General features: G+C 33.3%; 13 protein-coding genes. 12 read left to right on the top strand and 1 reads right to left on the bottom strand.

The features are described 5' to 3' along the window. The first annotated feature begins 109 nt into the window (after nucleotides 1-109). Entirely contained in the window at nucleotides 110-796 is a 687-nt protein-coding gene (locus tag C3E88_RS04915) for a phosphoribosylaminoimidazolesuccinocarboxamide synthase (RefSeq protein ID WP_236909044.1), read from the top strand. Between the two features lie 81 nt (nucleotides 797-877). Here the strand turns inward: C3E88_RS04915 and C3E88_RS04910 are convergent, their stop codons facing one another. Continuing rightward, nucleotides 878-1,081, bottom strand: a complete 204-nt coding sequence (locus C3E88_RS04910; protein WP_236909043.1) for a TOBE domain-containing protein — start codon at nucleotides 1,079-1,081, stop codon at nucleotides 878-880. A 168-nt stretch (nucleotides 1,082-1,249) separates the two neighbouring features. On the opposite strand from C3E88_RS04910, the gene C3E88_RS04905 reads away from it, so the two are divergent. The 11 genes from C3E88_RS04905 (at nucleotide 1,250) to C3E88_RS04855 (ending at nucleotide 11,905) form a co-directional block, all read left to right on the top strand. After that, the gene (locus tag C3E88_RS04905) at nucleotides 1,250-2,038 is read left to right on the top strand and encodes an ABC transporter ATP-binding protein (protein WP_236909042.1); all 789 of its coding nucleotides are present in this window, start codon (nucleotides 1,250-1,252) and stop codon (nucleotides 2,036-2,038) included. Nucleotides 2,039-2,041: 3 nt separating this feature from the next. Then, on the top strand, nucleotides 2,042-3,685 hold the full coding sequence (locus tag C3E88_RS04900) for a hypothetical protein (protein ID WP_236909041.1): 1,644 nt from the start codon (nucleotides 2,042-2,044) through the stop codon (nucleotides 3,683-3,685). 27 nt (nucleotides 3,686-3,712) lie between these two features. Continuing rightward, nucleotides 3,713-4,189, top strand: a complete 477-nt coding sequence (gene ybaK, locus C3E88_RS04895; RefSeq protein ID WP_236909040.1) for a Cys-tRNA(Pro) deacylase — start codon at nucleotides 3,713-3,715, stop codon at nucleotides 4,187-4,189. Nucleotides 4,190-4,299: 110 nt separating this feature from the next. Further along, nucleotides 4,300-5,601, top strand: coding sequence for a glutamate--cysteine ligase (locus C3E88_RS04890; RefSeq protein ID WP_236909039.1), 1,302 nt, complete (start codon nucleotides 4,300-4,302; stop codon nucleotides 5,599-5,601). A 1-nt stretch (nucleotide 5,602) separates the two neighbouring features. Beyond that, nucleotides 5,603-6,925, top strand: a complete 1,323-nt coding sequence (locus C3E88_RS04885) for a glutathionylspermidine synthase family protein (RefSeq protein WP_236909038.1) — start codon at nucleotides 5,603-5,605, stop codon at nucleotides 6,923-6,925. A gap of 317 nt (nucleotides 6,926-7,242) precedes the next feature. Beyond that, complete coding sequence (locus tag C3E88_RS04880; protein WP_236909037.1) at nucleotides 7,243-7,422, top strand: hypothetical protein; 180 nt, start codon at nucleotides 7,243-7,245, stop codon at nucleotides 7,420-7,422. Between the two features lie 3 nt (nucleotides 7,423-7,425). Further along, nucleotides 7,426-7,776 (top strand): hypothetical protein, encoded by a 351-nt coding sequence (locus tag C3E88_RS04875; protein WP_236909036.1) that lies wholly within the window; start codon nucleotides 7,426-7,428, stop codon nucleotides 7,774-7,776. A gap of 11 nt (nucleotides 7,777-7,787) precedes the next feature. Beyond that, complete coding sequence (locus tag C3E88_RS04870) at nucleotides 7,788-8,228, top strand: hypothetical protein (protein ID WP_236909035.1); 441 nt, start codon at nucleotides 7,788-7,790, stop codon at nucleotides 8,226-8,228. 337 nt (nucleotides 8,229-8,565) lie between these two features. Beyond that, the gene (gene nuoE / locus C3E88_RS04865) at nucleotides 8,566-9,051 is read left to right on the top strand and encodes an NADH-quinone oxidoreductase subunit NuoE (protein ID WP_236909034.1); all 486 of its coding nucleotides are present in this window, start codon (nucleotides 8,566-8,568) and stop codon (nucleotides 9,049-9,051) included. A gap of 117 nt (nucleotides 9,052-9,168) precedes the next feature. Beyond that, nucleotides 9,169-10,959, top strand: a complete 1,791-nt coding sequence (locus C3E88_RS04860; protein WP_236909069.1) for an NADH-quinone oxidoreductase subunit NuoF — start codon at nucleotides 9,169-9,171, stop codon at nucleotides 10,957-10,959. A gap of 10 nt (nucleotides 10,960-10,969) precedes the next feature. Further along, complete coding sequence (locus C3E88_RS04855; protein ID WP_236909033.1) at nucleotides 10,970-11,905, top strand: 2Fe-2S iron-sulfur cluster-binding protein; 936 nt, start codon at nucleotides 10,970-10,972, stop codon at nucleotides 11,903-11,905. The last annotated feature ends 8 nt before the right edge of the window (nucleotides 11,906-11,913 follow it).

The following is an 11,913-nucleotide window of genomic DNA, read 5'->3' as shown; positions in this document are numbered from 1 at the left end:
TTAGTTATTTTATAAATTTGACATTAAAATATAATTGATAATATAAAAAAAGTTGATATATAATATATAGTATATTGTACTAAAATTTAATTTGAAGGAGTAAATATATATGAAACTTATTAATAGGGGAAAAACAAAAGATGTTTATGAATTAGAAGATGGAAATTATCTTTTAAAATTTAAAGATGATGTAACTGGTGAAGATGGGGTATTTGATCCGGGAGCTAATACTGTAGGTCTAACTATTGAAGGGGCAGGTAGATCAGGCCTTAAATTATCGAAACACTTTTTTGAAATATTAAAGAAGGAAGGAATACCAACCCATTACATAGATGCCAATATTGATGATGCTACAATGACCGTAAAACCTGCTGAAGTATTTGGCTATGGTCTAGAGGTTATATGTCGCTATAGAGCAGTAGGAAGCTTTATACGACGTTACGGATTATATGCCACAGAGGGACAAACTTTAGATGCCTTCGTAGAAATAACCCTAAAGGATGATAAGCGTCAAGATCCTCCTATTACAGAAGATGCTCTTCATATGCTAGGAATACTGTCCCATGATGAGTACAAAATATTAAAGGAGCTTACTATAAAAATTAGTAATCTAATAAAAGAGGAATTAGCTAAAAAAGGAATTGAACTTTACGATATTAAATTAGAATTTGGTAGAATCGGTGAAGAAGGGAAGGTTGCTTTAATCGATGAAATATCCGGTGGGAATATGAGGGCCTATAAAGAGGGTAAGTATATTGAGCCCCTAGAGCTAGAAGGGTTAATCTTAAAAAATTAACAATGAGTTCAATTTACACAATCATATATAAAAAGATGGCATACTTGACTATGGCCATTTTTTTTATACGATTGATAGTTCTTATTTCATAATCATAACTGAAGATGCTTTAACTAGTGCAGTTACATTATCTCCAATGTTTAGATTTAGGTTGTTAGCAGATGTAGTAGTGATTGAAGCTGCCATTGTCTGGCCTCCTACATCTAGCACAATTTCTGTAGATACAGGTCCTTTGGTCACCTCTTTTATTGTAGCTTTTAATTGATTTCTTGCTGATATCTGCATTTCAAAACCTCCAGTTAATTATAGTTAAGATTAGTTTGGGTAAGTTAATGAAAAATATACAAAGGATTTACAGTATAATCAAAATATCATTTAAATTACATCGTTTATTTATCTAGTTGTATATGATAAAATAAATGAAAATAAATATATATGGAAAGGGTGATATAGTTGGAGTTATACAGCAATCCAGTGATATCCATGAGGAATTTACAAAAAAGCTTTGGTACTAAGAAGGTATTGAAGGGAATAGATTTGGACATTCATAAAGGGGAAATAATTGGGTATATAGGGCCAAATGGCGCTGGAAAGAGCACCACGGTTAAAATAATGCTGGGACTTATTGAGGAATATACGGGAGAAGTAAGGATATTTGGGGATGATATATCTAATGGAAATGTACAATATAAGAAAAGAATAGGCTATGTTCCAGAAACGGCAGAGATATATGACAACTTAACAGGAAGGGAATATTTAACCTTTATAGGCGAACTATATGGTCTGGATTACGATGAAGCTGATGAAAAAGCAAAAAAAATGATGGAGTTATTTGGTTTAAAGAATGTTTATGATTCTAGAATATCTTCCTATTCCAAAGGAATGAGGCAAAAAGTTCTTGTAATATCTAGTTTGCTAAACGATCCAGATATACTATTTTTTGATGAGCCCTTAAGTGGTATGGATGCTAATAGTGTTATGGTTTTTAAGGAGATATTAGCTGAGCTTAAAACTCAAGGGAAAACCATATTCTATTCTTCACATATAATGGAGGTAGTTGAAAAGATAAGCAGTAGGATAATATTAATTGATGATGGAAGAATTGTAGCTGATGGTAGTTTTGATGAATTAAAAGAAAAGTCTATGGATGGTTCCCTAGAGGAGATATTTAATGAGCTTACTGGATTTAAGGAACATAAGCAGATAGCAGAAGAAATAGTATCCATAGTACAAGGAGTGTAGCCTATGAAGGACTTTAAAGTATTAAGATTATTGGATAAGTTTAAACCATTATTTGAAAAAACTGGAGTGGACTATCCTATTATGCGAAAGATACTCCAGGTAAAATTCACCTTAGATGGTAGGAGAACCCCTACGGTGATGATGAATAACTCTAACAAAAAGAAAAAAAATGAAGAAAATAGTTTCATAAAATCCCTATGGATATATATAATATTTGGAATAATATTGGTGCCCTTTGTATTTATGGAAGGGAATTATCTATTTCAAATGAGCTTTTTATTTGGAATACTCATGTTCATGATGATGACTACTTTGATTTCAGATTTTTCATCTGTATTATTGGATTTAAGGGATAAGGATATAATTCTTTCAAAGCCAGTAAGTGGTAAAACATTAAGTATGGCAAAGACTATACACATAATCATATATATGTTATCTATAACCTTTTTCTTTGTTGGACCGGCATTGATAGTTTCTTTATTTCAACGGGGATTTTCTTTTTTTATAATATTTTTATTTGAGATAATATTGATGGATTTGCTGATAGTGGCGTTAACTGCTTTATTATATCTATTAATACTCAAGTTTTTCGATGGGGAAAAACTTAAGGATATAATAAATTATGTACAAATACTACTGACCATAACTTTATCTATAGGCTATCAATTGATAGGAAGATTATTTGATTTTAGCGATATTATGGGCATACAATTTAATCCAAAATGGTGGCAATATTTAATACCTCCGATGTGGTTTGGGGCGCCTTTTGAGCTGATTTTAAACCATAACAATGAATTCTATATATTATCCTTTTCCATATTAGCATTAGCGGTTCCCATTTTGGCAATAATCATGTACACAAAACTTACTCCTAGTTTTGAAAGCAATTTGCAAAAACTTAACAACATTAGTGGAGAAGTTAAGGCAAAGGATAAAGGCCTTAAACACTTAATATCCCAATGGATATGTAGGACTAAAGAGGAGAGAACCTTCTTTAGATTTGCTACCAATATGATGAAAAATGAAAGGGAATTTAAACTCAGGGTGTATCCATCCCTAGGATTTTCATTGATCTTTCCATTTATATTCTTACTTATGGATTCAAGTAGTGGAGGGGTAGGAGATGTATCGACTAGTAGAAGGTATTTTAGTATATACTTTGTTGCTCTTATGATTCCAACTATACTTATGACTATAGGATATTCAAGTAAGTACAAAGGAGCATGGGTATACAAGACTATGCCGTTGAATAGTACAGAACCTATATTTAAAGGTACTATAAAAGCTTTTATTTTAAACCTTTTGCTACCTTTATATATTCTTCAAAGTGTAGTATTTATGATAGCATTTAAAGGCAAGTTATTTTTAGATTTAATTATAGTGTTTTTAAATATCCTTTTATATATTGTAATATGTTTTAAGATGATGAAGAAAATATTGCCTTTTTCCGAGCCTTTTGAAATGAGCAATCAAAGTGGAGGGCTTATTATCATACCCTTATTTTTTATGTTGGCAGCTTTAGCTTTTGCTCATTTTGGTATTACAGTATATAAATATGGTTCATATATACTGATATTTGTGTTGATTGCTTTGAATCTAGTTTTATGGAAAAGATCCTTTGATATATCTTTAGAAGAATTAGGATAGATAAAATCATAGAAGAAGGAGAATCAAATGACTAAAACGAAGACTAATGCTATGCGTATATTGGATAATCACCATATAGAATATGATATTATAACTTATACCAATATCGATGGGAAAATAGATGGAATTTCCGTTGCTGAAAAGATTGGGAAAGATCCTAAAGAGGTGTTTAAGACCTTAGTAGCCCAAGGGAGCAGTGGGAGTATATTTGTATTTATAATTCCTGTAGCAGAGGAATTAGATCTTAAGAAAGCTGCAAAGGCAACAGGAGAAAAAAAGGTAGAGATGATTCATGTAAAGGATATAACCAAGTATACAGGATATATTAGGGGAGGTTGTTCACCTATTGGAATGAAAAAGGAATATCTCACCTTTATACATGAATCAGCTTTAAGTTTAGATACCATGGTGATTAGCGGTGGGAGAATAGGAGTTCAGATGGAGTTGAGGGTAGAGAAATTAAAGAAAATAACTAAAGCTACTATAGTAGATTTAATAAAATAGTCTGATTTTAGAATCAGGCTTTTTTTATTTTAATAATACCTTCAATGGGTATAAATATATTATATGGATATACAGAATAAAAATGAAAGTTGATAGAGAGGAGATTGAAATTGAAATATATAAGGCAAGTAGAAGAGATAGCCAAATATTTTAGAGACAACGAAAAGGATAGAGAGGATTTTAGAATAGGTATAGAAATGGAACATTTTGTAATAGATCTTAATACCCTTGAAACCATTTCCTATTATGGAGATGGTGGCGTGGAAGAAACATTAAAGGAATTGGAAGCCAATGGGTGGAAAGGGGTATATGAAGGGAAGTATTTACTTGGATTAAACAATGGAATCAAAACGGTGACTTTAGAACCAGGAAGTCAGTTAGAGCTCAGTGTAGTAGCCCAAAGATGCATAAGGGATATAGAAAAGGAGTATTTTAGCTTTTTAAAGGAGATACTACCTATTTTAGAAAAAAAGAATCAAGGATTGATTGCAGTAGGCTATCACCCAGAGACACAGATTTCCGATATAAAAATACTCCCTAAGAAGAGATACGATTATATGTTTAATTACTTTAAAGACAAGGGAGTTCATGCCCACAATATGATGAAGGGTACTGCTTCTTTACAGTTGGCCTTTGATTATAGTTCGGAAGAGGATTATATAAAAAAGTTCAAGGTAGCCAATGCTTTATCTCCAGTAGTATATGCCCTATTTGACAATGCCTATTATTTTGAAGGGGAACCTTGGGGAAGGCACAACCTAAGGGCCCATATATGGGAGAATTGTGATAAGGATAGATCTGGCATAGTGTATAGTGCTTTTGATGATGATTTTGGATATAGAAAATATGCAGAATATATATTAAATGGACCACCTATTTTCATGGATAATGGGAAGGATATGTATTTTACAGGAAGTAAACTTTATAAAGAAATATTTAATCCAGAAGATTATTCTATGGAGGAGTTAGAGCATGCACTTACAATGTTCTTCCCCGATGTAAGGACTAAAAAGTATGTAGAAATTCGGATGATGGATGCGGTACCTTATCCATTAAATTTATCTGCTATGGCCCTATGGAAGGGAATACTATATGATGAGGATAATTTAAATCAGGTATATAACCGTATTAAGGATATAAATATGGAGCATATGGATAAAGCTAAAGAGAGTATCATTGAAAAGGGGTTAGACGGAAAAGTAAAGGATAAAACTGTTCATGAAATAAGCAAGTGGTTGATAGATATAGCTAGAGAGGGACTAATAGAAGAGGAAACGAAATATATTGAGCCTTTGGCAGATATGGTTCAACAGAAGAAAACCCCCTATGACATGATAGGTGAAAAAGCTCATATAGAAAAGGCAGAAGCTTTGAAGGGCTGTATATTAAACAACTTAGGTGAGGTGAAGTAATATGGATGGAAGATCTTTAACGGAGGAATATATAGATATAGTAAAAGAGCATAAGGATATATACTATGAAGATTACAAGAAGGCTAAGAACAAAGCTAGGAATTCCAATGCTAGATATAAGGATAAACCAGTACCATTTTTATACCAACCCATGTTTTTTACAGAGAAAGATATAGAAAACTTTAAGAAGGCTGGAAATATATTAATGTCTATTGCAAATAAGGTGACGGATAGATATATTCATTATCCAAAGTATAGGGAAAAATTCAAATATCCTAAACTATTAGAAGAGCTTATATTGGTAGATCAAGGTTATGACATCAATATTCCTATAAGTAGATTTGACCTTTTCTATGATGGTGGAGATGATTTTAAATTTATTGAAGTGAATACGGATGGATCTTCAGGGATGAATGAAGACAATATATTTGCAAATATAATGCTAGAATCAAAACCCATAAAGGAGATGCAAAAAAAATATAATATCACTTATTTTGAACTAATTAATAGTTGGGTTCAAGAAAGCCTTAACATATATAGTAGGTATAAGAACAAGGTAGAAAATCCAAATATAGCAATTGTGGATTTCAAGGAGACAGGTATAACAGCTGAGTTTCAAGCTTTTCGAGAGGCCTATAGGAAAAAAGGATATAATGTAGAAATAGTAGACCCAAGGGATTTACGCTATATTAATGGAAAGCTTTATTATGGAGATATGAGAATAGACATGATCTATAGAAGGATAGTTACTGTAGAATTTATTGAGAAAAGCCAGGAGATTCCAGACTTAATAGAAGCTTATAGGGATGGAGCTGTATGTGTAATCGGTTCACTAAGATCCCAAATAATGCACAATAAGATAATATTTAAAATACTCCACGATGCGGATACCCAAGAGTTTTTAATGGAGGAAGAAGTAGAATTTATTAAAAAACACATTCCCTATACAGAAGAATTTGCAGGGGATAAAAAGGTATTTGAAGAAGTAAGAAACAATAAAGATAAATATATAGTGAAACCCATGGATTCATTTGCGTCCCAAGGAGTTCATACAGGAAGGGATTATGCTGCGGAGGAGTGGGTGAAGATATTAGAAGATTGTTGGGGAAAAAATTATTTATTCCAACAATTTATAGATCCTCCTACTAGGCCTTTTGTTTTATTTGATGAAGAAGGCAATATAGATGTGGAAGATTTCAAATTAAACATAGGAGTATATATGTATAATGAACAATTTGCAGGAGTTTATACTAGGATAAGTAGGGAAAATATTATATTCGGAAGGGAAGGATACTATTCTATACCAAATTTGTTAATTATGTAAAAATGAACAAATTATTTTTCATAAAATGGTATAGGGGATAACATAGTGAGAGATAAATAAAACACAAAAGATTGTTAATTTTGGAACATTAATTTATAGAGATTTATTTCAAAATATTATAGAAATCACTTAAATATCCTATAACAACTAACCCTTATTATGATATAACATCATGATAAGGGTTGAATATATGCAGTTTTTGTAGTAATATTGGTGGGGGATAATGGTAAAGTAAAAAGTCTTTCCTTGCTGTGGAAAGTATTATGTGAAAAAACAGACAAAGTATTCCATGTTTTAGGTTTAGGGGGACAGTGTATATGATTGTTAATTTATTATCTCTTATATTATTACTTTTTACAGGCATATATTTAATTTATCAATCTTTTGTTGCCAACAGTAATAGTGGGTTGATAAATTTTTTAATAATAGGCATAGGATTGTTTTATTTGGCGGGAGTTTATTGCCATATTAAGGAGATAAAAAAACATAAGGAGTAAGATATGATGAACAAGGATTTAAAAGTATTAATCTGTGCTTTAATAGGGACTGTTGCTACTTATTTTTTAAATGCTACTCTAGATTTTAATCCTATGATGTCTTCAGGAATTGTTGGTTTATTAGGGGTACTATTTTTATCTGAAGAATTATCGGTAGTGCTTTATACAGCATCTTTTGCAGGTATGTCTTCTTCTGCAGTTTTAACGAACTATTCCATGGTCATTTTAGCCGGGCTATTAGTGGGGATTATTTTTTTATTAGTTCAATCTGTCTTTAATGGTTATGGGGGGAAACTAGGAACTATTGCAGCTTTTTCTGTTTTACTTACCTTAGAAATATTTAAAATGCTTTAAGGAGGATATAGATGGATAGAATGATGATCTTGGGAATATCTATCATGATAGCCTCGGGTGGAGTCCTAACTTTTTATTTAAATCATAAGCTTGGGAAAGGACCCGTATTTGCCTCAGCTATTGTAGCTTTTTTTAGTGGTATAATATTTCCTTATTTATTTGGAGATTGGGGTTTAACTATGGCTGCAGCTATTACAGCAGGTTCTTATGCAGGAATGTCGGAGAAAGATCGTATACAAAATTATGTTGATATGCTAGTGGTTTCAGTTTTCTTAAGCATTTTGTATATAATTTCTAAGGATGTGTTTGTAGGAATAGGAGGAAAACTAGGAACAATAGCTTGTATTTCAGTTATATCTGTATATGGTATGAAAGTATTTCCTGAAATGATTGTAAATAAAGGAGATAACAAACTTAGGGACTTGAATACTAACAATAGAAGAGGTAGATAGTATTTATTTAAACCTTAAATAATAACAGCACTATAATGGATCGATCTATATTTTTAACAACAAATAGAATATAGGTCGATTTTTTATTTGCAACTAGATATTCTTAACATTGACAAATAGAATCAAATAAAATAACATTAAATTGATATTATATTTTTATTGTTATATCAAATTAAAGTAGGGTATACGTATATATTTAATAGGGATGTAGGTTTTATAGAGATGTGGAATTTCTACAAAAATATTTTAACAACAAATATATTAAGTTGTTGAATATGACTATAATGGTAAAAAACCATTCAACTACTTGATATATGATTAAAAAGGAGGCTTAGGTATGGAATTTGCATTTGATTGGGAAGCAAATGAGGAAAAGATTAGGGATTTTAAAATATTTATGAGAGAAAACAAAGGTAAAAAGGGAGCATTGATGGCAGTATTACATGAAGCCCAGGATCAGTTTGGTTATCTTCCAACAGAAATCCAAGAGATGATATCAGAGGAGCTTAGAATTCCTTTATCGGAAATCTATGGAGTAGCTACATTTTACTCTCAATTTTCTTTGGTACCTAAGGGAGAATATAAGATTGGCGTATGCTTAGGTACGGCCTGTTATGTGAAGGGTGCCCAAGAGGTGCTAGACAAAGTAGAAGAAGAGCTAGGCATTACAGTGGGACAAACTACCCCAGATAGAAAGTTTTCCATTAGTGCCACTAGATGTTTAGGAGCCTGTGGATTGGCACCTGTATTGGTGGTCAATGAAGATGTCTATGGTAGGCTCAAAGCAGAAGACGTCACGGAAATATTAAACAAGTATAGGTAATTTGGAGGTGTAAAAGTGATAACTATTGAAGATTTAAATAAAATCAAAGAGGAAACGTTAGCCAATATCAAATTAAGGCAAGAAGAACAAAAGGAAATAGCAGATGGTCAAAAGGATATGGAATTGCATCCTACTCATGTATTAGTATGTGGAGGTACAGGATGTCATTCTTCGGATGGAGATAAGATAAGGGAGTTATTAGCTAAAAAAGTTAAAGAAAAAGGTTTAGACAAGGATATTAAAATAGTATTAACCGGTTGTTTTGGTCTTTGTGAAGCTGGACCAAATATAGTAGTATATCCTGAAGGGATTTTTTATAGCCATGTAAAGCTAGAGGACGTAGATGAAATAGTAGAAGAACATTTTCAAAAAGGGCACATAGTAAAGAGATTACTATTTAAAGAATCCTATGTAGACGGTGCTATTAAACCTGTAAGTGAAGTTAATTTCTATAAAAAACAGACTAGGGTGGCTTTGAGGAATTGTGGTCTTGTAAATCCTGAAGATATTAATGAATATATTGCCCTAGATGGGTACCAAGCTTTAGCAAAAGCGGTAACGGAAATGACTCAGCAAGAGGTAATAGATTTAGTGAAGGCTTCTAATCTTAGGGGTAGAGGTGGAGCAGGATTTCCAACAGGGCGAAAATGGGAATCGGCTTTTGAATACCCATCAGATCAAAAATATGTAATATGTAATGCAGATGAAGGGGACCCAGGAGCATTTATGGATAGATCTATTTTAGAAGGTGATCCTCATTCCGTTTTAGAAGCTATGGCTATATGTGGTTATGCTATTGGTGCAGATCAAGGTTATATATATGTAAGGGCTGAATACCCAATAGCAGTTCACAGACTTGAGATAGCTATAGAACAAGCCAAAGAAAAAGGTTTGCTTGGCAAAAATATATTCGATACTGACTTCAATTTTGACATAGAGTTAAGATTAGGAGCCGGGGCCTTTGTATGTGGTGAAGGGACAGCATTAATGGAATCCATCGAAGGTAGAAGGGGTATGCCTAGGACTAAAATCCATAGAACTGCTCACAAAGGATTGTGGGGGAAACCAACTATAATAAACAATGTGGAAACATTTGCAAATGTTCCGGTAATATTCCAAAGGGGAGTAGATTGGTTTAGGTCCATTGGAACTAAGGATTCTCCAGGTACTAAGGTGTTTGCATTAGGAGGAAAAGTAAAAAATACTGGTCTTATAGAGATACCTATGGGAGTTACATTAAGGGATATAATATTCGATATAGGCGGCGGAATACCAAATGACAAGAAGTTTAAGGCAATTCAAACGGGAGGACCATCTGGAGGATGTATCCCGGAAGAGCATTTGGATACTCCTGTAGATTTTGAATCCCTAGCAGAGCTTGGTTCCATAATGGGTTCTGGTGGAATGGTAGTAATGGACGAGGATAACTGTATGGTGGATATAGCTAGGTTCTTCCTAGATTTTACTGTAGAAGAATCCTGCGGCAAGTGTGTTCCCTGTAGAGAAGGTACTAAGAGGATGTTAGAGATCCTAGAGAGGATAACTGAGGGAGAAGGAACTCCAGAAGATATTGAAACTTTAGAATCTCTATCGGAAACCATAACTGTAGCATCATTATGTGGCCTTGGACAAACTGCGGCCAATCCCGTAATATCCACATTAAAATATTTTAGAGATGAATATGAAGCCCATGTAAATGAGAAGAAATGTCCTGGAGGTACGTGTCAATCCCTATTAGAGTATTTTATTACCGAAGATTGTATTGGCTGTACAAAATGTGCCAGAAATTGTCCTGCCTCCTGCATAAGTGGCAAGGTAAAAGAAAGACATGTTATCGATACTGAAAAATGTATTAAATGCGGAACCTGCATGGAAGTATGTCCAACAGGTGCAGTAATTAAGAAATAGGAGGTATAATATGAGCAATGTAACTCTTACTATAGATGGGCAAAAGATAACGGTGCCTGGGGATTATAATATAATCCAGGCAGCTAAAAGATTAGGTATAGAGATACCAGCTCTATGCTACGATCCAAATTTAGAGGTAGTGGGAGCTTGTAGATTGTGTATAGTGGAAATCGAAGGCAGCAGGAAATTACAGACTGCTTGTTCTACCAAGGTTAAAGAAGGTATGGTAGTTCATACTGAGTCAGAAAGAGTAGTAAGCTTGAGAAGGGAAATATTACAGCTATTATTGGACAATCATCCAAATGATTGCTTAACTTGCCAAAAAGCTGGTGAATGTTTGTTACAAAAATATGCCTATAGATATGATGTTAAGTTTAGGGAGCATGATGGTGCTAGGCGCCCAAATTTTGTGGACACCTCAAGCCCTTATATATTAAAAGATGATAGTAAATGTATACTATGTGGTAAGTGTGTTAGAACTTGCGCACAAGTTCATGATAGAAAAGTTCTTTCCTTTGCAGATAGGGGATTTAATACTAGGATAGTCGCAGACGCTGATTTTTCTTTAGAGGAATCTACCTGCGTATCATGTAATAGATGCGTTACCGTATGCCCTGTTGGTGCTCTTGTAGATAAAAGACTTTTAGGAAAGACTAGAGTATGGGACGGAGAGATTAAAGGGGTTAAGTGTAAGGCTTGTGATTATGGTTGTAATTTTGAAGTATTATCTAAAAATGGTAAGAACGTAGCCGTTAGGGCCAAGTCCCCTACAGAAGGTAGACCCCTATGCTTAAAGGGAAGATTAACTACCGAACTATTGTATTTAGATGAGCCAGAAACTCCATATAAGAAAGAAGATGGGGAATTTAAAGAAACTACTTGGAAGGAAGCCTTAGGATTAGAAGGTGTGTTTGAAAAGATATTATCAACAGAAGATAAAAAGTAAGTAGGAGT

Origin of the sequence: Clostridium sp. Cult3, from assembly GCF_021655115.1 — a bacterium.
GTDB lineage: Bacteria > Bacillota > Clostridia > Tissierellales > Tepidimicrobiaceae > PPXY01.
The sequence above is the reverse complement of the archived record's forward strand: the minus strand, read 5'-3'. Positions and strand labels throughout refer to the sequence as shown.